The sequence below is a fragment of the Salegentibacter tibetensis genome (genome assembly GCF_020164485.1).
Classification (GTDB): Bacteria; Bacteroidota; Bacteroidia; order Flavobacteriales; family Flavobacteriaceae; genus Salegentibacter; species Salegentibacter tibetensis.
Genome location: NZ_JAIQZA010000005.1, coordinates 72,021 through 97,852, shown reverse-complemented (window position 1 = coordinate 97,852; position 25,832 = coordinate 72,021). Strand labels below are relative to the sequence as shown.

Annotated in this window: 29 protein-coding genes; 11 read left to right on the top strand and 18 right to left on the bottom strand. The window is 37.2% G+C overall.

Annotated elements, in window-relative coordinates; translation table 11 throughout:
• Position 1: 1 nt before the first annotated feature.
• Together LB467_RS03960 and LB467_RS03955 are read right to left on the bottom strand one after the other, a co-directional pair.
• Positions 2-1,372 carry an MATE family efflux transporter gene (locus tag LB467_RS03960; RefSeq protein WP_224472729.1) on the bottom strand — a complete coding sequence of 457 codons (1,371 nt, stop codon included), beginning with the start codon at positions 1,370-1,372 and terminating at the stop codon, positions 2-4.
• 81 nt (positions 1,373-1,453) lie between these two features.
• Positions 1,454-2,872, bottom strand: a complete 1,419-nt coding sequence (locus LB467_RS03955) for a M20/M25/M40 family metallo-hydrolase (RefSeq protein WP_224472728.1) — start codon at positions 2,870-2,872, stop codon at positions 1,454-1,456.
• 224 nt (positions 2,873-3,096) lie between these two features.
• Here LB467_RS03955 and LB467_RS03950 point away from each other — a divergent pair, with 224 nt between their 5' ends.
• A complete protein-coding gene (locus LB467_RS03950) occupies positions 3,097-3,696 on the top strand; it encodes a hypothetical protein (protein ID WP_224472727.1) in 600 nt (199 codons plus the stop codon).
• Positions 3,697-3,702: 6 nt separating this feature from the next.
• Here the strand turns inward: LB467_RS03950 and LB467_RS03945 are convergent, their stop codons facing one another.
• From LB467_RS03945 to LB467_RS03910, 8 genes are all read right to left on the bottom strand, one after another.
• The gene (locus LB467_RS03945) at positions 3,703-4,869 is read right to left on the bottom strand and encodes a sigma-54-dependent transcriptional regulator (protein ID WP_224472726.1); all 1,167 of its coding nucleotides are present in this window, start codon (positions 4,867-4,869) and stop codon (positions 3,703-3,705) included.
• A 1-nt stretch (position 4,870) separates the two neighbouring features.
• Complete coding sequence (locus LB467_RS03940) at positions 4,871-5,779, bottom strand: DUF6268 family outer membrane beta-barrel protein (RefSeq protein WP_224472725.1); 909 nt, start codon at positions 5,777-5,779, stop codon at positions 4,871-4,873.
• Positions 5,772-6,695, bottom strand: coding sequence for a mechanosensitive ion channel family protein (locus tag LB467_RS03935; protein WP_224472724.1), 924 nt, complete (start codon positions 6,693-6,695; stop codon positions 5,772-5,774). The genes LB467_RS03940 and LB467_RS03935 overlap by 8 nt, the downstream gene beginning before the upstream one ends.
• Positions 6,696-6,697: 2 nt before the next feature.
• Positions 6,698-7,990, bottom strand: a complete 1,293-nt coding sequence (locus LB467_RS03930) for an ABC transporter permease (RefSeq protein WP_224472723.1) — start codon at positions 7,988-7,990, stop codon at positions 6,698-6,700.
• Positions 7,983-8,912: an ABC transporter ATP-binding protein gene (locus LB467_RS03925; protein ID WP_224472722.1), complete on the bottom strand. Its 930-nt coding sequence runs from the start codon at positions 8,910-8,912 to the stop codon at positions 7,983-7,985. The genes LB467_RS03930 and LB467_RS03925 overlap by 8 nt, the downstream gene beginning before the upstream one ends.
• Before the next feature lie 147 nt (positions 8,913-9,059).
• Entirely contained in the window at positions 9,060-9,578 is a 519-nt protein-coding gene (locus LB467_RS03920) for a fasciclin domain-containing protein (RefSeq protein WP_224472721.1), read from the bottom strand.
• A gap of 217 nt (positions 9,579-9,795) precedes the next feature.
• Positions 9,796-10,929 carry a molecular chaperone DnaJ gene (dnaJ, locus tag LB467_RS03915; RefSeq protein ID WP_224469098.1) on the bottom strand — a complete coding sequence of 378 codons (1,134 nt, stop codon included), beginning with the start codon at positions 10,927-10,929 and terminating at the stop codon, positions 9,796-9,798.
• Positions 10,930-10,959: 30 nt separating this feature from the next.
• Positions 10,960-11,553 (bottom strand): nucleotide exchange factor GrpE, encoded by a 594-nt coding sequence (locus tag LB467_RS03910; RefSeq protein WP_224472720.1) that lies wholly within the window; start codon positions 11,551-11,553, stop codon positions 10,960-10,962.
• A gap of 155 nt (positions 11,554-11,708) precedes the next feature.
• On the opposite strand from LB467_RS03910, the gene LB467_RS03905 reads away from it, so the two are divergent.
• Positions 11,709-12,377 carry a YceI family protein gene (locus LB467_RS03905; protein WP_224472719.1) on the top strand — a complete coding sequence of 223 codons (669 nt, stop codon included), beginning with the start codon at positions 11,709-11,711 and terminating at the stop codon, positions 12,375-12,377.
• Between the two features lie 78 nt (positions 12,378-12,455).
• Here LB467_RS03905 and LB467_RS03900 read toward each other — a convergent pair whose 3' ends face one another.
• The 3 genes from LB467_RS03900 to LB467_RS03890 all read right to left on the bottom strand — a co-directional run bounded on the left by LB467_RS03900 (position 12,456) and on the right by LB467_RS03890 (position 14,611).
• Entirely contained in the window at positions 12,456-13,358 is a 903-nt protein-coding gene (locus LB467_RS03900) for a TIGR01777 family oxidoreductase (protein ID WP_224472718.1), read from the bottom strand.
• Positions 13,359-13,428: 70 nt separating this feature from the next.
• Positions 13,429-14,103 carry a tRNA (5-methylaminomethyl-2-thiouridine)(34)-methyltransferase MnmD gene (gene mnmD / locus LB467_RS03895; protein ID WP_224472717.1) on the bottom strand — a complete coding sequence of 225 codons (675 nt, stop codon included), beginning with the start codon at positions 14,101-14,103 and terminating at the stop codon, positions 13,429-13,431.
• Between the two features lies 1 nt (position 14,104).
• Positions 14,105-14,611: a DUF4920 domain-containing protein gene (locus LB467_RS03890; protein ID WP_224472716.1), complete on the bottom strand. Its 507-nt coding sequence runs from the start codon at positions 14,609-14,611 to the stop codon at positions 14,105-14,107.
• Between the two features lie 103 nt (positions 14,612-14,714).
• On the opposite strand from LB467_RS03890, the gene LB467_RS03885 reads away from it, so the two are divergent.
• The gene (locus LB467_RS03885) at positions 14,715-15,782 is read left to right on the top strand and encodes a branched-chain amino acid aminotransferase (RefSeq protein ID WP_224472715.1); all 1,068 of its coding nucleotides are present in this window, start codon (positions 14,715-14,717) and stop codon (positions 15,780-15,782) included.
• A gap of 525 nt (positions 15,783-16,307) precedes the next feature.
• Here the strand turns inward: LB467_RS03885 and LB467_RS03880 are convergent.
• Positions 16,308-16,703, bottom strand: coding sequence for a pyrophosphohydrolase domain-containing protein (locus LB467_RS03880; RefSeq protein ID WP_224472714.1), 396 nt, complete (start codon positions 16,701-16,703; stop codon positions 16,308-16,310).
• Positions 16,704-16,837: 134 nt separating this feature from the next.
• Between LB467_RS03880 and LB467_RS03875 the strand changes: the two genes are divergently transcribed.
• The 6 genes from LB467_RS03875 (at position 16,838) to LB467_RS03850 (ending at position 21,086) form a co-directional block, all read left to right on the top strand.
• Positions 16,838-17,026 carry a hypothetical protein gene (locus tag LB467_RS03875; RefSeq protein WP_224472713.1) on the top strand — a complete coding sequence of 63 codons (189 nt, stop codon included), beginning with the start codon at positions 16,838-16,840 and terminating at the stop codon, positions 17,024-17,026.
• A 56-nt stretch (positions 17,027-17,082) separates the two neighbouring features.
• A complete protein-coding gene (locus LB467_RS03870; protein ID WP_224472712.1) occupies positions 17,083-18,114 on the top strand; it encodes an SRPBCC family protein in 1,032 nt (343 codons plus the stop codon).
• A gap of 6 nt (positions 18,115-18,120) precedes the next feature.
• Positions 18,121-18,495 carry a fluoride efflux transporter CrcB gene (gene crcB, locus LB467_RS03865; RefSeq protein ID WP_224472711.1) on the top strand — a complete coding sequence of 125 codons (375 nt, stop codon included), beginning with the start codon at positions 18,121-18,123 and terminating at the stop codon, positions 18,493-18,495.
• A 170-nt stretch (positions 18,496-18,665) separates the two neighbouring features.
• Positions 18,666-19,004 (top strand): P-II family nitrogen regulator, encoded by a 339-nt coding sequence (locus LB467_RS03860; RefSeq protein ID WP_224472710.1) that lies wholly within the window; start codon positions 18,666-18,668, stop codon positions 19,002-19,004.
• A gap of 30 nt (positions 19,005-19,034) precedes the next feature.
• Complete coding sequence (locus LB467_RS03855) at positions 19,035-20,276, top strand: ammonium transporter (protein ID WP_224472709.1); 1,242 nt, start codon at positions 19,035-19,037, stop codon at positions 20,274-20,276.
• Positions 20,277-20,342: 66 nt separating this feature from the next.
• The gene (locus tag LB467_RS03850; RefSeq protein ID WP_224472708.1) at positions 20,343-21,086 is read left to right on the top strand and encodes a DUF6733 family protein; all 744 of its coding nucleotides are present in this window, start codon (positions 20,343-20,345) and stop codon (positions 21,084-21,086) included.
• A 354-nt stretch (positions 21,087-21,440) separates the two neighbouring features.
• Here the strand turns inward: LB467_RS03850 and LB467_RS03845 are convergent, their stop codons facing one another.
• The 3 genes from LB467_RS03845 to LB467_RS03835 form a co-directional block, all read right to left on the bottom strand.
• The gene (locus tag LB467_RS03845) at positions 21,441-22,865 is read right to left on the bottom strand and encodes a hypothetical protein (protein WP_224472707.1); all 1,425 of its coding nucleotides are present in this window, start codon (positions 22,863-22,865) and stop codon (positions 21,441-21,443) included.
• Between the two features lie 99 nt (positions 22,866-22,964).
• Entirely contained in the window at positions 22,965-23,159 is a 195-nt protein-coding gene (locus tag LB467_RS03840) for a DUF1328 domain-containing protein (protein ID WP_224472706.1), read from the bottom strand.
• 217 nt (positions 23,160-23,376) lie between these two features.
• Positions 23,377-23,826 (bottom strand): Lrp/AsnC family transcriptional regulator, encoded by a 450-nt coding sequence (locus LB467_RS03835; protein WP_224472705.1) that lies wholly within the window; start codon positions 23,824-23,826, stop codon positions 23,377-23,379.
• A 114-nt stretch (positions 23,827-23,940) separates the two neighbouring features.
• Between LB467_RS03835 and LB467_RS03830 the strand changes: the two genes are divergently transcribed.
• Positions 23,941-24,345, top strand: a complete 405-nt coding sequence (locus LB467_RS03830; protein ID WP_224472704.1) for a hypothetical protein — start codon at positions 23,941-23,943, stop codon at positions 24,343-24,345.
• Positions 24,346-24,367: 22 nt separating this feature from the next.
• On the opposite strand, the gene LB467_RS03825 is transcribed toward LB467_RS03830, so the two are convergent.
• On the bottom strand, positions 24,368-24,979 hold the full coding sequence (locus tag LB467_RS03825; protein WP_224472703.1) for a MarC family protein: 612 nt from the start codon (positions 24,977-24,979) through the stop codon (positions 24,368-24,370).
• 102 nt (positions 24,980-25,081) lie between these two features.
• Here LB467_RS03825 and LB467_RS03820 point away from each other — a divergent pair, with 102 nt between their 5' ends.
• Positions 25,082-25,564: a hypothetical protein gene (locus LB467_RS03820; RefSeq protein WP_224472702.1), complete on the top strand. Its 483-nt coding sequence runs from the start codon at positions 25,082-25,084 to the stop codon at positions 25,562-25,564.
• Positions 25,565-25,832: the final 268 nt, after the last annotated feature.

Sequence of the window (25,832 nt, the reverse complement as noted above, 5' to 3'; positions counted from 1 at the left end):
ATTAAATTTTTGATTGAACAAGACTTGATTCTTGCAAAATAAGTTTTTTTGTTAAATAGTTAAATCGAATGTACAACATTAATGCCGAAACAGAGAGCCCTGCAAGGAGTCCCAGCCAAATTCCCATACTCCCTAGATTTTCGGCTTTTCCAAAATACCAGGAAACCGGGAAGCCAATAATCCAGTAAGAAATAAAACAAATTACTGTGGGAATTTTTACATCCTGAAGCCCTCTTAAAGCTCCCAGAATTACAACCTGCAAACCATCGCTAAGCTGAAATAATGCTGCTACTACCAGTAATTGCGCTGCCAGTAAAATCACTTCAGCATTATCTATATAAAATGTGGGCAGCCAATCTTTCAGCAAAATAAAGCCTAAGGCAAACACAGCTTCAATTAAAAAAACTAACAGAAAGGTTGAAAAGGCTATTCTTCGTAGATCTTTAAAATTGGCCAGACCTTTTTGATTCCCTACTCTAATAGTGGCGGTAACACCAAGGCCAACAGCGATCATAAATGTCATAGAAGCGAGATTCAAAGCAATTTGATTTGCTGCCTGTGGATTTGTACCCAGTACACCGGCAAGAAATACCGTAGCGGTAAAGATCCCTACTTCAAACAGCATTTGTAGTGCCGTTGGGAAACCGAGATTCAATAATCTTTTAAATACATTAGAGTTCAAAGATTCCTTTTTGCCCCATTTAAAGTATTCGGCGAATTTCTTTTTACGTCTCAAGATTTCCCAGACAAACCAAAGCATAAAGAAGCGGGAAATTAAGGTGCCAATCGCCGCACCTTCCAGTTCCAATCTTGGGAAGATCCAAATTCCGTAGATAAGCAGGTAATTAAAAACAACGTTCACTATGTTTGCGATTAAAGTCGCATACATGGCATATTTTGTTTGGGAAAGTCCGTCAGCAAATTGCTTAAAGGCCTGGAAGATCATTAACGGAATCATCGAAAACGCCACAATATCGAGATATGGAATAGCGAGCTCTACTACCTCTGGCGGCTGATCTAAATAATATAAAACCGGCTTTGCAACAAGCAAAGTGAGGAATAAAGCAACCCCATTAATGGTACATAAAATAACGCCATGGTGAAAGTAACTCCGCCCCTTGTTGATGTCCTGAGCACCATCGGCTTCAGCAATTAATGGCGTAATGGCAAAAGAAAATCCAATTCCCAGGGAAAGCGCAATAAACACCAGACTATTGCCTAGAGAAACCGCAGCCAAAGGCGCCGGTCCCAATTGCCCGATCATTAAATTATCTACCAGTCCTACTAAAACATGACCTAACTGGCCGAGCATTACGGGAAAGGCAATATTTAAATTCTTATTAAATTCTTTAGTGTAGGCGCTTAATTGCAAAACATAAATTTAGGCGGCAAAGATAATAGGATTTTACCGCCCTAAAATTTAAATCGGATAAAGAATAATTAAATTTTCAGCTTAAAGTTTTTGATCTTTTTCAAGGTTAATACGTTTCATTCCGTACTTATCTACCAGGTAAATTAGTGAAGTCATTGTAGCGGCTCCTAATTCTAACTCACGCTTGTTTACGTGTTCAAAAGTATCAGTTGCTGCGTGGTGGTGATCAAAATATCTTTGGGAATCTGGCCTAAGTCCGGCAAGGACTATATCTCCTTTTTTTAAAGGGCCAATATCTGCACCGCTACCACCTCTTCCAAAATAATGAATTAGATAAGGTTCAAAAAGTGGTTTCCAGCTTTCAATTTGGGCAAATTGGGCATCATCGGCTTCAAAAGAAAAGCCTCGAGGTGTAAATCCGCCGGAATCACTTTCCAGGGCAAAAATGTGGTTTTCGTTTTTGCTATGTGCTACCTCAGCATATTTATTTCCACCACGTAAACCGTTTTCTTCATTCATAAACAGCACTACCCTTATAGTTCTTTTAGGTTGATAACCGGTTTCTTTAAATAATCGCAACACTTCCATAGACTGCACTACCCCGGCACCATCATCATGAGAACCGTCTCCTAAATCCCAGGAATCTAAGTGGCCACCCACTACCATAATTTCTTCGGGAAATTCGCTTCCGGTTATTTCGCCAATTACGTTGTAGGATTGTACTTCCCCGTGATTTTCCGAACTTAATTTATAGTAAAATTCCAGGTCTTTTTTCAGCTTTAAAATTCCGGATAGATATTCAGCATCTTTGGTACTAATCGCAGCAGCGGGAACTCTTTGACTATCCGGCAAATCGCCATAACTCATAGAACCAGTATGTGGATATTCATCAATTTTATGACTTAATGAACGAACAATTACACCTGCAGCACCATATTTTGCCGCAGCTTCGGCACCAGAGTAACGCTGATCTACACAACCACCATAAGCTTCAAAGGTTTGGATAAGCTCCGGTTTCATCGGGCGGTTATAGAAAACGATTTTACCCTTAATTTCATCTTTATAATTTTCAAGGTCTTCAATTCCCTGCACTTCTATAACCTGAGCCTTTAAACCACCTACAGCTGTAGCTACAGAACCTCCAAGGGCAGTTATATTAACTTCGGTAGTCATTCCCGGGCCTGTTTGGATATAAGCGTGCTCACGTGCGCCACGCGTCCATTTTGGTACCATTACCGGTTGCAGCCATACTTTATCCAGGCCAAGTTCTTCCAGTTGTGCTTTGGTATATTCTACTGCTTTTTGGGCATTTAATGAGCCCGATAAGCGCCCGCCAATATTATTGGAAAGGTGATCCAGCCAATCATACGCCTTCCCCTTAATAAGGGCTGCATCATATAATTTACGAATTTGAAGAGAATCTTCTTTAGTTTCGTTTGCCTGGGCGTTAATATTTAATGTAAATACGAAGCAAAAAAAAGCGAAAATGTATCGTTTCATCGAGGGAATGGGATTTAATTTTTTAAACTATGAATCACGAAAATAATTATTACTTCGGAAGCTTCTATTTTAATCCTGAAATTTTTCAGAAAATTTCCTCAAAAATTATTCTCAGCTAATTGACAAGCAAAGAATATGCCTCAAAATCACGATGAATATTAACCGCCTTACAGGCAATTACAAAAAGGATAAATTTTATATCTTCGCCGTTAAATTTTAGTAGTTTGAACAAAGAAGAGAAAGAAGAGATCATCGCTAAGGTTACCAGCCTTTTAAAGGAAATCCCATCATCTATGGACATCGTTAAAAAGGGAGGAGACCGCCATAAGCGATTTAAATACCTTGCCACGCATATGGTGGAAAAAGCCATTGAAAAAGACGCTCTTATTATCTCTGAAAACCGAATGGGAATTGCTATTTTATTTAAAACCAGCAAGAAAGAAGATAGTTTCCTGAAAGATATCTGGACACAAATTGGTTTGGTTTTAAATGTTACCGGAATAAAAAATGCTTACCGCATTGTTAAAAACCAGAATTACATCAAAAAGCAACGCCCCCAAAACAGCGAATACTTATACTGCTGGTTCTGGGGAATTTTAGCTGAATCCCGTGGTGCTGACACGCAGGTAGGAAAAGAAATGAAAGACGAATTTTACCGCCAGGCAAAGGAATACCAAATCCCTCTTTATGCTGAAACCAGAATGCGCAAAAACGCCCTGGTTTATCAGCGTTTTGGGTTTAAGTTATTCCACGAATGGCAACACCCAAGCGGGGATACCATGTACTTTTTAAGGTACACTCCCCCGCCGAAAGATCAGAATTAATTTTCTTTAAAATTTACTTCCAAAAAGTTTTACGTCTTCTTCGGTAATTTTTTCACCTCCAAGGATAATTAGGCGTTCTACTACATTACGAAGTTCACGTATGTTACCGCGCCAGTCGTAATTCTTAAGGATCTCTAAAGCATCTTCAGTAAACTCTTTTTTACCAGAACCATGTTCCCCTGAAATTTTTTCACTAAAATAATCTATAAGCAAAGGAATATCCTCTCGACGTTCGTTTAGCGACGGCACTTCAATTAAAATAACCGCCAGCCTGTGATAAAGATCTTCCCTGAATTTCTTCTCTTCAATTTCTTTTTTCAGGTCTTTATTCGTTGCTGCAACAACCCGTACATCTACTTTAATATCTTTTCCGCTACCCACCCGGGAGATTTTACTTTCCTGTAAAGCCCTTAAAACTTTGGCTTGCGCCGAAAGACTCATATCACCAATTTCATCCAGGAAAATTGTTCCGCCATTCGCAACTTCAAATTTACCGGCGCGATCTTTATTTGCTGAAGTAAACGCACCTTTTACGTGTCCAAAAAGTTCGCTTTCTATTAATTCTGAGGGAATAGCTGCGCAGTTTACTTCTACCATTGGCCCTTTAGACCTGTCGCTTTTTTGATGTATCCAGTGAGCTACTAATTCTTTACCAGTACCGTTCTGGCCAGTGATAAGAACACGGGCATCGGTTGGAGCAACCTTCTCAATGAGTTCCTTGATTCGCTGAATTCCTTCAGACTCCCCAATCATTTCAAAATTCTTGCTCACTTTTTTCTTAAGCCGTGTATTCTCTACTACCAGCTCTTTTCTATCCAGCGCGTTTCTTACCGTGTTTAATAGTCGGTTAAGATCCGGTGGTTTAGCGATATAATCAAAAGCGCCCATTTTCATTGTATTCACAGCAGTTTCCAGATCACCGTGACCTGAGATCATCACCACGGGGATTTCAGGCTTAATTTTCATAATAGCCTCCAGAACTTCTACCCCATCCATTTTGGGCATTTTTATATCACAAAGTACAAGGTCGAAATCTCCATCCTTTACTTTTTCAGTTCCTTCAAGACCATCTGCGGCTTCTTCAACTTCATAGTTTTTACTTTCTTCAGTAAGAATTTTCACTAAAACCCTTCTTATTGCTGCTTCATCTTCAATTAATAAAATACGTGCCATATTATAATATACTAAATTTTAAGCCACTACGGGCGTAGAATGTGTTCTTGTCGTCTATTGTATAAAGGTTTTCCCTGTCACTGTCTCTTAATCTAATATCATTCAAAACCGTATATCCGGCATAGAGGTAGAAAGAGATATGATCGGTAAAATTATATTGATAGCCCAAACCACTTAATACAATGGTCATAGACATACTCTCTGCCAGCCTGTCTGCATTGGGATTTGTTTGAGGATAGGGATTAAAATTTTGCTGAATGTTTGCGAAAAAACCATCTAAGGTTACAAAACCCTGAACCTGATGTTTGTCGTTAAAGTAATGCACAAGGTTGGTTTTTGGAATTCCTAAACCGTAAGACCATTTTTCATCAAAACGTTTATAATAATTTATTACAGGCAGAGGAAACGGAAATCCTGTAGTTGTAGAATAACTTAAACCCAGAATTAGGCGCCAGGGTTCTATATAACGCTCATCTTCTTTAATCTTTATGAAAAATACTGAACCGGTGTAAATGAAATCGTCTTTTGCCAACTCACTGGTCGCAAAGTTAGAAGCTATTTTCACTCCTGTTTCGGCTCCAAAACGCCATAAATCATTCATTTTAAAAGTATAACCTATTTTTCCGGTGAATGACTGGAATCGATCCAGGTTATTGGTGGAAAAGGCTTCATCATTTCTATATTTAAAATTTACATTTCTGTATTCCACCCCCGGAATCAGATAGGCATCATTTTCATTAAGCTTAATAGGGAAATTCACGAAAGTTCTAAACCTTCGAAATGAATTATCTGAATCTGACTGCGGAAAATAGGTGTATTCTATTCGCGCTAGATCTGTAGATTGCGCCATTACCGGAAAAGTTACAACTCCCAGCAAAAGGAAAGTTATAAATTTAAGGGTCTTATTCATTATTTGGTAAATTTTGATTTGGGTTTTGGGTAGGATAATAATGCACATCCCGCTGTGGGAAAGGAATTGTTATATTATTTATCCTGAATTCTTCATCTATCTTAAATCTAAGTTCACTTTTTATTTTTGGGTCTACAAAACTATCGGTTACATAAAAATGCAGGGAAAAAACCAGGGCTGAATCTCCAAAATCATCAAAAAGAACAAAGGGCTCAGGGCTTTTCACAATATTTTTATTTTCTTTAGCACATTCCAGCAAAATTTCCTTTACTTTTTGCGTATCACTACCATAAGAAACTCCAACCTGAACTCCCTCCCTTGTGGTTGCGTGGTTTTGAGTATAATTATAGATTACATCGCTAATAAACTTGTGATTAGGAATAATCATCACCTTATCGTCTCTGGTTAAAGCGCGGGTGGTTCTCAGTTTTATTTCAAAAACGCGGCCAACCCTGCCTTCCATTTCAATAACATCTCCTACCACAAGCGACTTATCTATAATTATAAAAACCCCTCCAATAATATCCTGAAAGAGCTCTTGTAAAGCTAAACCTATACCAACAAAAAGTGCAGCCGAAGCTGTTAAAAGTATCGTAATATTTATTCCGGCAGAGCTCAAGGACATTAAAATTACCACCAAATAGACAAAGTATTTAATAAACTTAAATACGCTTATAAACTTATGTTTGTCTTGCTTTGCTAGTTTCCCGGTGATGAACGATCTAATTACCCTAAGAACAATACTGGTAATTACAAAAGCGAAAATCACCAGGAAAATTAGACCTATCGTAATTTGCTGTTGGGAACCCCCAATTTCATAATCGAAAACAACAAAATTCCAGAAATCTACCAGGCTACCCCAAATATCCTCTTCTACAACCTCTTTGATCGCTTCTGATTTCCCCTGTTCTTGCATTTCTAATATTTAAGCCATTTAAATAGTTCTTTGTAACTGGCTTTTTTACCATACATAAGAATTCCCACTCTGTATATTTTAGCTGCAAGCCAGATCACTCCAAAATTGGTGATGATCAATAGCCCTACTGAGATTGCTAATTCCCACCATGGGACCCCAAACGGGATACGCATAAGCATCACAATAGGTGAAGTAAGCGGGATCATAGAGAAAATAGTAGAAACGCTCCCATGCGGATTCTCGATTACAGAGAAGAATCCCACATAAATTCCCAGCATTAATGGCAAAATAACCGGAAACATAAATTGTTGGGTATCGGTTTCGCTATCTACCGCCGCGCCAATTGCCGCATAAATAGCACTGTATAAAAAGTATCCCCCAATAAAATAAATTAGAAAAAATATAATTAGGCTTAGAATTGGCAAATTAAGTACATCCATTACCAATTGGGCAATTTCGGGTTGCGCTATTTGTTCAACGGTTTCTAATTGTGATTTCTGAACAGTAAATACATCTATCCCTAAAACATAAAATGACGTAATTGCTAAAACGCCGGCCAGAAGTACCCAAATAGTGAATTGTGTAATACCGGCTAAAGATGTTCCCAGTACTTTCCCCATCATAAGTGTGATGGGTTTTACAGAAGAAACTATAATTTCAATAATCCTGTTGGTTTTTTCTTCAATTACACTACGCATCACCATATTGCCGTAAATGATAATAAACATCATAAGTAAATATCCCGCAGCGCCACCAAAAAACATTTTTATGTAATTAGACATTTTAGAGGTGCGTTCTCCAGAGAAATTTTGGATTTCAATTCTCACCTCTGTTTTAGCCTCATTTAACTGGTTAACATCAATCCCACGTTCAATAAGTTCTTCCCGGGTAAGCCTATCGGCAATGGTTTTTTCTATTGCTTGTATGGTTCCCAGGCCGGGCGATTCTTTTCCGAAGAATTGAACACCTTCCAGATCTCTGTTAATATTTTCAGGAATATAAATAAGCCCGTAATAATCCTGTTCATTCACCATTTTTTTTGCTTCCTCAAGAGACTTTCCTGAAAGGTCTAAATACTGAACCTGTTCCTGATCATTAAATTCTGAAGAAAACATTTCGGTCTCATCATACAAACCAATAATACGTTGCTCACTGCTATTTAGCATACTTAAATAAGCGATTAAGGCAAACATTCCTACCAAAATCAACGGACTCAAGAATGTCATGATAATAAAGGTTTTATTCCTTACACGCGCTAGATATTCCCGCTGAATTATTAGCTTTAGATTACGCATTTTGAGTTACAGTTTTAATAAAGATATCGTTTACTGAAGGTATAACTTCTACAAAATGATTTATGCTGGCCCTCCCAATAAGGTAATTTAAAAGCTGATTTGGAGTTTCTCCATCTTTAAGCTGAATAGTTAATTTGAGGTCGTCGTTAATACTTTTAAAACTAGTATTGCCTATCACGAATCTTTCCTTTAAATCTGCCAAAAGCAGGTCTTCTGTTTCTGTTTCCAGGCCTACTTCGTATGTATTGGATTTGTATGCTCTTTTTATTTCTGAAACCTTACCGTCTAATAATTTATTAGATTCATGTATCAAAGCCATATAATCGCATAATTCTTCTACGCTTTCCATACGGTGGGTAGAAAAAAGAATGGTAGCTCCTTCTTCTTTAAGCTGGAGGATCTCGTTCTTAATTAAACCCGCGTTTACAGGATCAAATCCGCTGAAGGGTTCATCAAAAATCAGCAATTTAGGACGATGTAAAACCGTAATAATAAATTGTACTTTTTGCGCCATTCCTTTAGAAAGTTCCTGGATCTTTTTATCCCACCAACCTTCAATATGAAGCTTTTTAAACCAATATTCCAGCCGTTCTTTGGCTTCTGCTTTAGATAAACCTTTAAGCCGCGCCAGGTAAAGTGCCTGCTCCCCAACTTTCATAGATTTATAAAGTCCCCGCTCTTCCGGCAGGTAACCAATATGAGCAATATCATCGGGGTGCAATGGCTTACCATCAAGAAAAACCTGGCCTTTATCGGGCATGGTAATCTGGTTAATAATACGAAGTAGAGTGGTTTTTCCTGCCCCGTTAGGTCCTAAAAGACCAAAAATACTTCCGCGGGGAATAGCGATAGACACATTGTTTAGTGCAGTAAAATTGCCAAATTGCTTATAAATATTTTCTGCTACTAAGAGGTTTTCCATAAAGCAATGTTGAAGTGTAAAGATATTTAAATTAAAAAATTAGCTTGAAAAATGAGGTATAATATTTTGGCTCAATTATTCTGAATAATAAAGGCCTCCATCTCTGGAAGCCTATGCTTAAAATTTTCCTTTTCTTTTTAATCTACTTTAAAAGGTAGAGGCAGGAGTAACCAACTTATTAATAACGTGAATTATGCCGTCTTCGGCCTCTACATCGCTTTGAATAATCTGTGCACCTCCAATATATACTGTTTCCCCGGTGGTACTAACTTTGAAACTCTGATCTCCTTCAAAATCAATCACCTGAGAATCTTCAAATTCATAATGGTTTACTTTTGTGGGAAGGATGTAGTTTCTTACGAAATTTATCAATTTAATCTGGTTGTCGGGCTCGCTGAGTTTGTTAAGTTTTTCTATTTCCATCTCACCAAAAGCCTCATTGGTTGGCATAAAGATAGTATAACCTTCCGTATATTCTATAGAGGTATCCACTCCAGATGCTTTAAGCAAACTCAAAAATCTTGAGAACCTTTCATCAGATTCTGCGAGTTCTACTACCGTATGGGCACCTGTGTCCCCAACTCCATCAAAAAATTTTTCCTGGGAAAATCCTGTAATAGCTGTTAGTCCAAAAATAATGAACAATAAAATTTTTAATTTTTTCATAATAATTTATTTAGTTGATTTTCAGTAATTTATCACATAATCAACTATAGGACAGCTTATTTTAAAAAAGTTTATAATAGATTTAACCATCCTGTTAAAAACAAAACCCACCCTTAATAAATTAAGGATGGGAAAAAAATTGCTATGAAAAAGAAAAATTGTCACTAAAAGACTTAGTGATAACCAAATATATAAATTTTTTCTTAAAACTGGGGTTCTAAGAAAACATATCTTTAACTTTTTCAAAGAATGACTTATCACTTTTCTCCGGATTCGGCTGGAAGTTCTCGTCTTCAGCCATTCTTTCAAAGAAATCGCGTTGTTCTTTATTTAGTGTTTTTGGGGTCCAAACATTTACATGAACCAGTAAATCTCCTTTTCCATAACCATTAAGATTACCAATTCCTTTTCCTCTAAGCCTAAGGATCTTTCCAGATTGTACTCCTTCTTCTACCTTAATTCTTACTTTTCCGGTAACGGTATCTATTTCTCTTGAAGAACCTAATACAGCTTCAGATAAACTGATATACAAATCGTAATGCAGGTTATCTCCTTCTCGTTGCAAGCTGTGGTGCTCCTTCTCTTCTATGGCTACCAATAAATCTCCAGGCACTCCATTTCCGGGTGCATCGTTCCCTTTTCCGGCAACTTTTAGCTGCATTCCATCTTCAACTCCCGAAGGAATTTTAATAGAAACCGTTTCTTCTTTTTGCACCAAACCATGGGCATCTGCCTCAGGTGGTCTCTGGTCTATGATCTGGCCAGAACCGCTGCAGGCCGTACAGGGAGATGCAGTTTGCATTCTACCTAAAATTGTATTGGTTACTCTGGTTACCTGGCCGGTTCCCTTACAGGTAGTACAGGTTTTATAAGTAGTCCCGGGCGCCTGAACCTTCCTTTTTACTTTTATCTTTTTCTCGGCACCATTGGCAATTTCTTCTAAAGTAAGACTCACCCTAATTCTAAGGTTACTTCCTTTTGCGCGTCTTTGGCCACCGCCAAAACCGCCACCAAAACCAGAGAAGCCTCCGCCACCGCTGAAGCCACCTCCGCCAAAGATGTCTCCAAACTGGCTGAATATATCGTCCATATCCATTCCGCCGAAGCCACCGCCACCACCGGCGCCACCTTCAAATGCCTGGTGGCCAAACCTGTCGTAACGGGCTCGTTTGTCTTCATTGCTAAGTACTTCGTAAGCTTCCGCCGATTTTTTAAACTTTTCTTCAGCCTCAGTATCTCCCGGGTTCTTATCTGGGTGGTACTTAATGGCCATTTTTCGGTACGCCTTTTTTATCTCGGCGGTTGAAGCGCCTTTACTTATGCCTAATATGTCGTAATAATCTTCTTTCATGGTCTCGTTTTGCGAATTCTAAAAAAGCTTTTATTTGCCGGTTACTACTTTAGGAAACCTAATAATACGTTCCCCCAGTTTATAACCTCGCTCAACTACATCAACTATCTTGCCTTTAAGCTTATCTTTAGGTGCAGGAATTTGGGTAATAGCCTCATGAATTTCAGAATCAAAGGCGTCACCTTCTTTCACATTCATTGCTTCCAGGCCTTTGCTGTTAAGCGTTTCTTTAAATTTATTATGTATAAGCTCAACACCGTGGACTAAATTTTCATCTCCAGATTTGCGAATTTCTTTTAATGCCCTGTCAAAATCGTCTAAAACTGGCAACATGGCTGTCATTACTTCCTGGTTGGCAGTTTTAAACAGCTCTAAACGCTCTTTTGAAGTTCTTCTTTTATAATTTTCGAACTCAGCAAATAGGCGCAGAAACTTATCTTTTTCCTTTTGAATATCTTCTTTCAGCTTTTCATCTTCAGTAAGTTCAGCTCCATTCTCTTCACTTTTACTTTCCTCCTTTTCTTTTTCCACCTCGTCTATAGCTTCATCTAAAATATCTTCAACCTGATCTTTTACAGGTTGGTCTTTTTGCTCTTCGCTTATATCTTTTTTCTTCTTGCTCATTTTTATGCATTTTAATACAGCCTGAACGGGTCAAAATCATTGCCAATAATGATTCGATGTCAAAATGTCACTCATAATATTTAGTAAACATTTAGCATTTACGTAATTTAACTTTGCGTAATTTTGCAAACTAAATAAATTAAAATTTAACAAAAATGAGAAAATCAATATTAAGCACTTTTGTGATTGCAGCTTTTTTAACTGCGGTTGTAGGATGTAAGAACGATAAAAATAAAGCAGAAACTTCAGAAGCTAAAGACGCAGCAACTGCTCAGGCAGAAGCTATGGAGTTTAAGGTAGATACATCGGCTTCTACTATTGAGTGGGAAGGAAGTAAACCAACCGGAAAGCATACCGGGACAATAAAACTTACTAAAGGTACTTTTAGCGCTAACGATAGCATTATTGAAAGTGGAAATTTCGTAATTGATATGCAATCTATTAACGTGACCGATCTTGAAGGAGATGACAAAAGAGATCTTGAAGCTCACTTAATGGGAACCGTAGAAGGTAAAGAAGGTGATTTCTTTAACGCTACTCAATATCCTGAAGCTACTTTTGAAGTAACTGATATTACTGAAGAAAACGGTCAAAAAATGTTATCTGGTAACCTTACTATTAAAGAGGAAACTAAAAACATTACTTTCCCTGTTAACATTAACCAATCTGATGACAGTATTGAAATTACCAGTGAAGAATTCACTATAGACAGAACAAACTGGAATGTGAATTTTGGTTCTAAATCTGTTTTTGACGGACTTGGAGATAACTTTGTAAGTGACGATGTTACTCTAAAAATCAACCTAAAAGCTACTAAAGCTTAAGACGATTTATAATTTTGATTATTAAAAAAGGCTGCCAAAATTTTGGCAGCCTTTTTTATGCTTTTATGTCTTGAAATACTATATCAAATCTTCCAGGGCCTTTGCAAGGTTTACATAATGAAAAGAGTAGCCTTCCTGTTCTATTTTATCGCTGCTCACCAATTGGCTGGATAAAACGAGGTGCGCCATCTCCCCTAACACAAGTTTAAGGGCTACTTTAGGCACATTAGGTAACCACACCGGTTTTCCCATTTGGGACGCCACTTCATTCACCAATTCTTTATTGGTAACCGGGTTTGGTGCCACGGCATTGTAAACGCCGTTAAGCTCGTTTTCTAGTGCGAACAAAAATATGCCGCTAATGTCGTCTATATGAATCCAGGATTGCCATTGTTTCCCACTACCAAGCGGCGAACCTACATTAAAATTCACCGGCTCTTTAAGCTTCTGAAGCATTCCGCCTTTTTCGGCAAGTACCAATCCAATTCTAATTTTAGCGACCTCAATTCCCAGATCTTTAAAATTATCTACGGCTTCCTCCCATTTAACCACCACTTCTCCTACAAAGGAATCATCTACTGCCTGGTCTTCTTCAGTATATAATTTCTCAAGAGAACTCGGGTATACGCCTATAGCACTGGCTGAAACCAGGTGTTTTACCTGGTGCACATTTTCCTGTAAACATGTATAAAGTAAATTTGCCGTGTCGGTACGGCTTTTAAGGATCTTCTCTTTTTGTTCGGGTGTCCATCGTTCGGCAATACTGGCGCCCACAAGATTTATAATGGCATCAACACCATCTAACGCCCTGCTATCAATTTCATTCTCATCAGGATTCCAGTAAAACCCCTTGTAATTTGTTTCATTTTCCAGTTTATCTTTGCTGGTTGAAAGGTAATATATCTCCATCCCCTTTTCCTGACATAACTGGCTGATTTTAGATCCAATTAAACCGGTAGCTCCTGTGATTAATACTCGCATTTTTCTTTACAAGATAGCAACAAGAATAAACCCCTACTAAATATTATTACTGATTTAACAGCAAAACCGGCTACTTTTTAAATGCTCTTAACATTTCCCGTTTTCCAGGAGGGCCTGGCAACCGTTCAACCATAAAACCTGCCGTTTGCATAGCTCTTCTTACACTCCCCTTTGCCGAATAAGTTACCAAAACGGCCTTGCTTTTCATCGCGGAAAACATTTTATTGAAGATTTCTTCTGTCCAAAGTTCGGGTTGAACCCTGGCTCCAAAAGCATCAAAAAACACCAGATCGTATTTATTGACATCTTCAATTTGTTCAAAGCGTTTTTGTTGTTTTACAAGCTGAAAATTTTCAGAAATACCTACGGGTGCATCCCAGGTAATTTCGTGCATTTTATGAAAAGAATTTACCTGATTTTCTGCTGAAAGCATTTCGGCATAATTCAATTCCCTTATTTCATTTTCAGAAACCGGGTATGCCTCTACCCCTGTATAATTTATATCAAGCTGATTTTTTTTAGACTCAAGAAAAGTGATGAAAGCATTAAGGCCGGTACCAAATCCTATTTCCAGAATAGCAAGCTCCTTTCCTTTATTTAGCCCCACCCAATATTCCAGCCCCATTTTTATAAAAACGTGCCGGGCTTCCTGTATCGCACCGTGCTTAGAATGATATTGCTCATCCCACTCGCTCAAATGAATGGTTACCGAGCCATCGCCGGTTTTTATTATCTTCCTTTCCAAATTATTTTTTTAAAAGTACCCCCTTAGCGATAAAAGCTTTGGTGATTTCAGGCGAAGTAATCGCAGCTATTTCAGCTTTAGATTTTCCTTCATCTTCAGCATAATGTTTTTGATCCTCAACTGACATTTCATTTAAAAAGGCCTTCCCTTCTACGATCACCTCGGTGTTTTCGCTGTCTTTCGGTACAAAAAATCCATAATCCTTAAAGGTAATCCTTATATCTTCTTCTTCCGGAAGTTCCAAAATCATCCAGCAACCTTTCATTTTACAAACGCTGTTGATTTTTGAAGCAAATTTAAGCTCTAAAGTATCGCCAGGTTTCAGCGAATCAAATTTCTCTAACGCTTCAGCTGAATTTAAGGAATTTTCAACCGTTATTTCAGCTCCAAACGAATTATAGGAAACAGGATCTGCTTCGGCTAAAACTTCTGCTTCATTATTGGATTTTTCGTTTTTACAGGCTATAAAAATTAGCGATAAGGCTAATATTGACGCTATCTTTCTCATTTTCTTATTTTTAGTTAAAAACTTGCCGGCAAACAAATTTACCAAAACTTTAGATTTTGATTCTGTTTTAATTTAGGTAAATTTGTTAACTAAACTTATGATAATGAAATACGATACTGACCAGCTCGAGATTAATAAAGTCCAAAAATCTAAAATTGAAGAAGTAAATTTCGACAATCTGGTTTTTGGCGAAGTTTTCACCGATCATATGTTTGTGTGTGATTATGAAAATGGACAATGGCAAAATCCTCAAATCAAGCCTTATGGACCTATTCAATTGGATCCTTCGGCTAAAGTATTTCATTACGGGCAGGCCGTTTTTGAAGGAATGAAAGCCTATAAAGATGAAGATGACCAAATCTGGCTTTTTAGACCCGACGAAAATTATAAACGAATCAATAAATCCAGCGCCAGGTTGGCAATTCCAGAATTTCCTGAAGAATTTTTCTTCAACGGATTGGAAGAATTATTAAAACTGGAAAAAGACTGGATCAAAAAAGGTTTTGGCAACTCGCTTTACATTCGTCCGTTTGTAATTGCTACCGAAGAGTGTGTTTCTGCCAATCCTTCAACCAAATATAAATTTATGATTATTTGCTCTCCCGCCCAGGCTTATTACAGCGGCGAAGTGAGGGTTCAGTTTTCAGAAAAATACAGCCGTGCTGCCGATGGTGGTGTTGGTGCTGCCAAAGCTGCCGGAAATTACGCAGCGCAATTTTATCCTACCAATCTTGCAAAAGAAGCCGGTTTCCAGCAAATAATCTGGACCGATGCCAATACGCACGATTATCTAGAAGAAGCCGGAACAATGAATATTTTCTTCAGAATTGGAGACAAGCTTATTACCGCTCCTACCAGCGATAGAATTTTAGACGGGGTAACACGAAAAAGTGTGATAGATCTTGCCAGAGACCTTAATATTGAGGTTGAAATTAGAAGAGTACCAGTTTCTGAGGTTGTTGAAGCTGCCAGAAAAGGCGAACTAAAAGAGATTTTTGGTTCAGGTACTGCAACGGTGATTAATCCTATCGCCGGATTTGGATATAAAGGAGAGAAGTTTGAGCTACCAAAAATGGAAGACTCCTACGGAAAATCCTTTAAAGACCGCCTTATGAAAATTCAATATAACCAGGCAGAAGACAAGCACAACTGGAGATACCAGGTAAAATAAATTGATTTCTTTAAGAATATAAAGAGGCTGTCTTAAAAGTCTAATTTCGTCAAGCTGATTTTTTCAGCTTCTAACATGTTTTGATTATCAATATCTTAGATTCTGAAATGAATTACCATTGACGTATTTTTAAAACCCTGATATTTAGGTTTGTTTTTTTATAATTCAAAAAGCAACTTACCTGGTTTGGAAGTTTCCTTTTTCATTTTTTGCGTGTATTCCTCTCACTGCGTTCGTCGGATACAAGTAAAACGAAACAAAAAAGTGCGCCCTATGTGGAGGTGTTTTTTTGGCAACTGCCTTCCTCTCCCTTCTGGTCGTCGGAGGCAGAAAAAATCGCAAATCAGCAGCTAAATTTTTTCCAGGGTTTCAAAAATTATTAACGCTGCTGATTTGCTACACTCACACACGGAGTTTAAAACTCGCTATGCTCGAAACGTCATTTTCCTACGCTAGATAAAATTTTTTATCACGGGTCTCAGAATGACAATTTAAAAAACTTTTTCAGACAGCCTCTTTCCTATTTTAATAATCATTGCTTTTTAAAACCTTTTCAATATTAGGTCTAAAATAATTGGGGCCTTTTATCACCTTTCCATTTTCGTTATAAATAGGATTTCCATTTTCATCAAGCTTACTCATATTACTATACTGAATTTCATCAAAGACGGCTTCAATTTTATGCTCCAGGCCATGTTCAATAATGGTTCCGCATAAAACATAGAGCATATCGCCCAGCGCATCTGCCACTTCGGTAAGATCGCCACTAGATGCCGCTTCCAGATATTCTTCGTTTTCCTCTTTCATCAATTCGAAGCGTAAACGGTTTTTTTCAGCTCCCAGGGAAGCCCTGGGGTTTTCAGCAATTCCCAACCTAAAGGTTTTATGAAATTCTTTTACGGCAGCGAGTCTTTTTTTCATTTGTTTAGAAATTTATCTCAAGCTTATGATCTCTGCAATTTTCGATTTTTTGTGTTAAGCATTTTACTGGTTTCATTTTAATAAAATCGATTATAGTAAGCCTAAAACCTTAACTTTGCATAAAAGTAAATAAAATGTTTAGCACCGGCCAACTCATTTTTGCAGGTTTATTTATAGTCGCTTTTGTAATAATTATCGTTATTAGCTATAAAAAAGATACTTTATTACACAAAAAACAATACAAGGGAAGTATTTGGGTGCTCCTGGCTTTCCTGGCCTTTATAGGTTTACTATTCGTACTTAAAGGCTTTTTAAATCCATAATTTCTCCTTTAACAACTAATGTTAAATTAAGTATCTTCGCTTATAAACCACCCAATATGAAAATTCTTAAATATCTTTTCTTTTTACTATTAATAGTGATAATTGCAGGTTCTATTTATATCGCCACAAAAGATGGTGATTATCAGGTTGAAGAAACCAAAGTAATTACAGCTCCGGTAGAAATGATGTTCCAGGAAGTAAATGAATTTAAAAACTGGGAGAACTGGGAACCCTGGTCCGCTGAAAATGAAGATATGATTATTGAATATGGAGCTAAAACCAGCGGTGATAGCGCATCTTATACCTGGAAGAGTGACAGTGCCGGCGATGGGGAAATAAGAACTATTTCAGCTAAACCTTATTCTAAAATAGAACAGGAAATTAGCTTTAAAACGCCATTTGGTGAATCTACCAGTGAAGTTTACTGGGAATTCAACGAAATTGAAAATGGTACTGAAGTAACCTGGGGGATGAAAGGCCACCAAAGTTTTATGGAAAAACTGGCTTTTACTTTTCAGGATGAAAGTATCACTGAAATGATGCGCCCAAAGTTTCAAAAAGGGCTCAATAATATGGAAAGCGTTGTTTTAAACAAAATGGATAAATACACTATCAACGTAGACGGAATTATACAGCACGGTGGCGGATATTATATGTATACCACTACCGCCAGCAAAATAAGCCAGGTAGACGAAAAAATGATACCTATGTTTGCAGATGTTTCTACTTATATGGATGAGAATGGGATTGAAAAAAATGGCAATCCATTTGTTCTTTATAATGAATGGAATGAAGCCTCGGGTACGGCTATTTTTTCCGCTGGAATCTTTACACCAAGTGAGGTCATTACTCCGGCTCAAAGTGAGATTTTAACCGGATTTATGCCTAACCAGAAAGTTTTAAAAACTACCCTGAAGGGCGATTACAAAAACCTAAAGGAAGCCTGGGATACTGCCTATAATTATATGGAAGCAAATGATCTTGAAATAGCAGAAGGCGCTAAAAACTTTGAGGTTCACTTAACTTCACCAGACAATGTTGCCAATCCTGCAAAATGGATTACCCACCTTTATATCCCAGTTAAATAACGACTTATGCTTAAACAACTATTATTGATTTTTTTAGGTGGCGGCCTTGGCAGCGTTCTCCGCTATCTAATCAGTAAAAGTTTGAATTTTGGAACGGCGTTTATTCCATTTGGCACTTTCACAGTAAATATTCTTGGTAGTTTACTACTGGGGTTAATTCTGGGGATCGCTGCCAAATCTGATATTTTCAATTCTAATACTGTTTTATTCCTTGCTATTGGTTTCTGTGGCGGCTTTACCACATTTTCCAGTTTCGCTTTTGAAAACCATGCACTTTTACGCTCTGGAGATTACCTAAATTTCTTCATTTATACCTTCGGAAGCATAATTTTGGGAATTCTGGCTGTGTTTTTAGGTCTATTTCTCTCAAAATTGACCTAAGCCACCTCCCATAAAATAGAAACTAAATAAAATTTACCTATTTATAAAAACAACCCCTAAAATTTTAGGGGTTGTTTTTATTTAATTCATATTTATTTAGCGTAAACCCCTATTTTTTAACGGGTATTGTGATATTTTTATACATTTACATCTGAAAAAAATAGGTATTCATGAAAAAAATAGAAGCAATTATTAGAAAATCACGGTTTGATGAAGTTAAGAAAGCGCTTCACGAAACCGAGGTCAATTTTTTTAGTTATTGGGATGTTACCGGTGTAGGTAACGAAAAACAAGGTCATGTATATCGCGGAGTCTCTTATAGCACCAGCGATATTCAAAGACGCAAAATTTCACTGGTAGTATCAGATGAAAATGTAGAAAGTACGGTAGAAACCATTTTAAAAGCCGCCCATACCGGTTCTGTTGGAGATGGGAAGGTCTTTGTAACACCTGTTGAAGAAGCTTACCGCATAAGAACTAAAGAAAAAGGAAAAGACTCACTTTCCTAAAATATACAACGTAAATAAACATTACTTTTTATGGAATTACTTACTACTAACAATGTTTGGATGATGGTGTGTACTGCCCTGGTATTTTTTATGCACCTGGGTTTCTCACTTCTTGAAGTTGGTTTAACACGTCAAAAAAATGCCATTAATATCCTTTTCAAAAATGTATTTATAATCTGTGCCGGTTTATTGTTTTACAGCCTGCTTGGATTCAATTTAATGTATCCCGACTCCTTTTTTGCTGGGGTGATCCCCGATTATTTCTTCGGCCTGTTTGGATTAGATGCTCCAGTGGCAGACGGTTCTTTAGACTTAGCTTATAACGAAGGCTATACTTACTGGACAGACTTCTTATTCCAGGGAATGTTTGCAGCTACGGCAGCAACAATAGTTTCCGGGGCAGTGGCAGAACGAATTAAACTGGGAAGTTTTATGCTTTTTTCTGTGATCTACATAAGTATTATATATCCTATTGTAGGATCCTGGAAATGGGGTGGCGGATTCCTGGACGAGCTTGGTTTCTACGATTTTGCAGGTTCTACGCTTGTACATTCTGTAGGTGGCTGGGCAGCTTTAATAGCTATCTATTTATTGGGTGCACGTTTAGGTAAATTTGGAAAAGATGGACAGTCACACGCGATTCCTGGTCACAATATTCCTTTGGCCACTGCAGGGGTATTTATACTTTGGTTAGGCTGGTTTGGTTTTAATGGGGGCTCGGTACTTTCAGCCGATCCGTCTTTAACTTCCATCACCCTTGTAACCACCTGCCTCGCTGCTGCGGCTGGTGGTATATCAGCCTTTTTAGTTTCAACAATTGCTTATAAGAATTATGATCTCACTATGTTTCTCAACGGGATTTTAGGTGGACTCGTTGGTATCACCGCCGGTGCAGATGTTATGGGTCCTTTAGATGCAGTTCTTATCGGCTTGATTGCTGGGGGAGTTATTGTTTTTGGAGTGTCATTAATTGATAAACTAAAATTAGATGATCCCGTTGGTGCTGTAGCTGTTCACCTTGCTTGCGGAATCTGGGGCACACTGGCAGTAGGTATCTTCGGAAGTCTGGCCGGTTTCGATCAACTACTATCCCAGTTGGCCGGAATTGGAATAGTAGGTGCCTTCTGCTGCATTTCAGCATTTGTAATCTTAAAAATTATCAAATCAACAATGGGCTTAAGGATGGAAGAAAGAGAAGAAACCGAAGGTCTCGATATACACGAACACGGTATGGATGCCTATGCTGAATTTGGCACGGCAAGCAACCGATAATAACAATTAAACCAAATTACAAAACCACACACCATTAAATTTAATTAACAACTTAAAAACAACAACATGTTAAAAAAACAAACAATTCTGGTTTTATTCTTTGGGGCTCTTTTATGGAGTCAAAATTCAAATGCTCAACAAGAAACTATTGACAAAATTGGAGCAGATTTAAGTCTTAATCATGATGCATTTTTCGGCTTTAACCCTATGATGAGTTTATCTTATCAATTTTCCGATACAGATGCCTTTACCGTTTACGGAATACAATGGGGTGCCGGTACCGCATCTGCCTGGGGACAATGGACTGAATTTGGCTTGGGGTATAATAAGACGGTAGGAAATTTTGATATCAACCCGAGTCTGGGATTTACTATGGGCAGTCTACTTTCCAGTGGCGCTGCGCAGGAAGGTATTATAGGAGATGGGATTGTACCAAATCTTACTATGAATTACGGATCTGACCATCTTGAAGGAGAACTTTATTTTGGATACTATGCCGCACTTAGAAATAATACAGCAGCAGGACAATCTACCAACAATTATGTGCATTATTGGGTAAATCTTGGATATAAATTTTCTGACTTTTTCTCCATGGGTGGGCATTTTGAAGAGTTGTATCTTTCTGGAGGTGAAATTGATGGTGGCCAGGATCTTGAGAGAGCCGATGGTTATCTTTGGTTAGGACCTTACCTGCAATTTCAAAAAGGGAATGTCGGACTTAGATTTTCCTTCGGTGGAAATTTAGCCGATGAAGATGCAAGATTTGCTATGAACGATTTCTACAAACTGAGTTTCTTTATCACCTTGTAATCTATTGTTATAAGGCCAGCTTGAACATAAATACTATTTAAAGCAAAGTAAGGATTATATGCTTTATTAAGCATCTAACAAATTGGAATCACCCTCCGGTATCCTTAAGTCTGAATACCGTCCGCCGGAGTTGGTGGTTTCTTCGTTAGTAATTCTAATTGAAACTCTTCCAGAAAACATCGTTAGTTCAAAACTAGCGATCAATTTTAATAAATAAATATTGAAAAGATAAACCTTCAGCTTAAGAAGGCTTTTTCAGATTACTAATTTCTTATCCTTTACTGCGGAAACTACGCTGCCTGATTTCCAACCGACAAATCAAACAAGTGGATATATGAAGAACAAAAACCAAATTTAAATTTCTGCCTGATAATATTTTGCTTTCCCAAGATATTCTCTAATCTTAGAATTGTATTCCTCACTTAGTTTAAGGTCTAAAATTCCTTCTATATCATATAGGGCCTCCATGTTATCAAAACCGGTTTTTAGTAAATCTTCGAGATACAAAAGAGCTGTTTCGTGATCGCCATCGTGACCGGCAATCTTAATGATGTTTAAATAAGCTTCAGGATCTTCTTTATCGAAAATAGTTCTAAGAATACTTACAAAAACCTTAGTCCTTGAGTTAGCTTCAGAATTTACATAGCCATCATAATAGTTCTTGCTAAGGTTGTCAAGGAATCCCTGAAGCCTGCCAGCCATTTTTTGCTTAGGCCCTTTTAATTTTTCTTCGTTTTCTTTTAATTCTTCTACCTGTGCGGCCCACCAACCTATGTTTTCATAATTAGCGGTCACCACGTCGGTTTCCATGTAATAAAGATATTCTTCCTGCTTAGCTTCTTCCTCAGCAGCAACATTTCGGTATTCCCGTCTTTGCTGTCTAAAGGTTTTATTTCTACGAACATTTCTTTTCTGGTCCCGTAAATCTATATCCAGATCAAAATCATCATATTTATCTTCAATTTGTTTAAGTTTTTCAAAAGCCTGGTAGTAGTTACGAGTTCGTCTTAAAACTTCTGCATATTCGGCTTCATCAGCAAACAGTTCTTGCACTAACTCCAGGTTTTGCTCCCTTTTCCCTTCTTTCATCGCGTTTAAGGTAAAGCCGGCAACAGCGTTTTGGATTATACTAGCAACAGGCCATTCTGCCTCATCCTGGCAGGAGTAAAAGTTCATTTCTGTAGGAAAATTCCTTTTATCTAAATAAGCTTTAATTTCTTCCAGAACAAATAGCGTGTTATTACTATCACAAGCCACCGCACTAAACATAAATTTATTGTTGGCGTTTAGATATTGAGTGTTTATCCAGGCATTCTCTACAGCCAATACCCCAGCAATATTATTATATATAAATGGTAAAGCTCCAGCTAACTGCCCACCTTCAGAAAGGCCGGCAACATAAACCTGTTCCCTATCTATAGACAGCATGCCGTCTACTTGATTTATAAATGGCCCGACTTTTTTAATATTGTTTTTTAAAGAGTCTTTCTTAAGGTTAAAATTAGAGGCGGCAATAATGTATGATTGTTCTTCGGCCACTGCTCTGAAAAGTTGCGTAGCTCCCCTTCCCCTTCCATGGGGATCAAAAACAAAAATTATAGGCCATTGTTTCTCTTTATTAAAGTTTTGTGGCAGATACAAAGTAAAACTATTTGTAGTTGTATCGGTTATTGGAATTGAATCTACAATTTTACCCAAAGGAATTTCTAAATCCTGAGAGTTACTAAATTGAGGAATAAAACCCAGGAGTATAATTAAAAAAGGTATCTTTCTCATCATAATATTAAATAATTACTATAAATATAAGCATAGATATCAAAGATCGTGCATAAAAAAGCCCTCATCACAAGATGAAGGCTTAATAATATATAGGTAATTTTACTTTTTTATCGGTTGCAATTTCAAATTGTCATTTCCAAATAAAAGATGGGCAAATAAGGAGACTACAAGTAAATCAGCAAAAATTAGGAATAATACCCTCACTACTTCAATACCGGAAAAATTTAATCCGGAAAATCCTATCGCACCGGTTATTGCTGAAACGATAAGGAATACTAAACTATACTTTCTCATATGTAATTTCTTTTTTTATAAAGGTAAGCACAGTGTAGTCGCATTAGTATTAATAAAATTACAATTTGCTATAATTTAACTAAAAAAAAATACTGGTTTTAGAAATTCCTTAAAAATGATGCTAAAAAGGTCTCACTTTAACTAAAGTTAAAAGATTAGCAGTGAAATTTATTTAAGTGCAATTTGATTAAGAATCACTATTCCCTAGAAATTAAGATTATTTCGCCCTGTTCTTATCAATAGCAGCAAACTCTACAACTTGTGAGAGTACTATATGGGTTTTTGTTTCTCCATAGGTTATCAATTTGTCAATAAATTCTTCTAAATGAGACTGATCCCGCAAGACAACTTCCATAATAATATTTTCGTTTCCGGTGATGCGGTAGCAATTACTAACCTCCTTAAATTCCTTTACTTTTTCCAGGAATGGCTTCAATCTACCCATAAATGCTCGCAGGGTTATTATTGCTTTTAATTGATGCCCGGTTTTATGATAGGAAATTTGAGTTTTATAACCTTTAATAATCCCGGCATCTTCCATTTTCTTTACCCGTTCAGCTACTGCCGGAGAGCTCAATCCTATTTCCCGACCAATTTCAGCAAAAGAATAGCGGGCATTCTGCTGTAATCTAGTTAGGATTGCCCAGTTTAATTCATCGATTTGCATATTAAAGTTTTATTAATATAATACCTTTTAAATAAATGTAAATTTTTATTTTAACATTAAAAAGCAAAGATAGCCTATTTAATTTCTGATTAATTTTATAAGAAATTAAATTTAATGTCACAGGCTTTTTCGCAGAATACCTATCAGATGCCCGTTTACCGGAAAGCATTGGAAATATTCAAACTTTCCAGGGCAATGGCTGTGCATTTTACTCAGGACAAAAACGTAATAGAAATGGGATTTGCGGCCAGCCCTAAAGACAGGTATGCCGGAGATCTTATAACTGAATCACTTCAACTGGCACCTGGGGTAGCTGCTGTAGCTGCAGCAAAAAATTCCGGCTCGCGTTTAGAGCGTATTAGAAATATCAGAAAAGCAAGTAAAAGTCTGAAATTACATTGTAAAAACCTGGAGTTTTCCGGAGTAAGGGAAAGTGAATTTTTAACGCTGCTAAAGAAAGAAATTCAAATTTTCGATAAAATGATAGCTGACTGGATGCAACAAATTAGAAAAGCCTAATTTACTTTAGCTTTGAGCATTTTTAAAAGAAAGCGATCTTAATACCATCAATCAACATATTAGTTCCGATTATTGCTATAATTAGCCCCATGATCTTCTCGATCACAATAATCTTATTTTGACCAATAAATCGCACTAAATAATCACTGGAAATAAAAGCAAGGTGGTTTAAGAACATAATCAGTCCAAACATTGCTGCAATAATTGCCATATCCATATAACTGGCAGTTGTAGTGTAGTTCATTGCCGTCACAATAGTTCCCGGCCCCGCAAGAATTGGAATAGCCAATGGAGATATAGATATCCCTTCGTTAAAATCTATTTCTTTCTGGTTATCAATACTGGATTGCTGTGCTCTAATCATTTCAAAACCAACAAAAAATACAAGAATTCCACCGGTAATCTTAAAGGCAGGAATAGTTAAACCAAAAAGCTGAAAAATATATTTACCCAACAGAATAAAACCGGTTACAATAACAAAGGCCGTAAAAGTCGCTTTCTTAGAAATAAAACGCTTTCTTTTTCCATCGGCCTGTTTGGTAAGGCTCAGAAATATTGGGATATTTCCAATGGGATTATTGATCGCAAAAAATGCTGTAAACGCACCTATGGCATATAACCAGATATTTTCCATAGATTTATGTTTTTGGTACTTAAGAGGTTAAAAATTAGAAGCTGCAAAAGTAATCTGAAATTTTAGCCCCACCCAACAAAAAAGATAAAAATTTTAAGCATTATGGAACTTGATAATTATAGAAATTTACCCCTATTTAAAAAAGCTGAAGAAATCTTAAATATGGTTCATCGAATTATCGATTTGATACCTGAAGAAAACGAAATACTGAAAAGTAAGGGGGATTTTATGATGGCCGACGCTTTAAAATTACCGGCTAAAATCGCCGGTGCCGAAGGAGCCGATCTTTATGATATACGTATGGAAAATGCTGCGATAATTAGAAAAAGTGCCCGTGATATTTATGTTTCCTGCAATCACTTTTTTGCTGATGATTTTAAAGAAACCGAATACCTGCATCTTTTAAGAGATACGATTGAAGAATTTCGTGTACTTTTTGCTGAATGGGTAAAAACCTTTGATGAGTGGAATTACATTATAGATCGATGGGGATTGTTTAATCCGCCCGGGATTAATTATGATGATAAAGATCCAGATGATGATATTTCTTTTGATAGTCCATTTGGGGAAGATGAACCGGAATAATTGAAAAATCACGATATTCTTTTCTTCTATAAGTTCTATAAGAATGAATAATTTTTAGATTTTTTTCTGGAGCAACAAAGTTTTTTTTGAAGTCAACAAAAATCCCAATGAGGCTACCGCCCATTGGGATGATTGATTTTTATATTATTCGGGTCTAAAGGTTCCCGATATTGCTTCGCTTATCAGAATCAACAAAATTTTGCTTTCAAAAAAATGCTCTTTCAAAAGATCCCGATATCGCTGCGCTCATCGGGATAAGCAGCCTGCA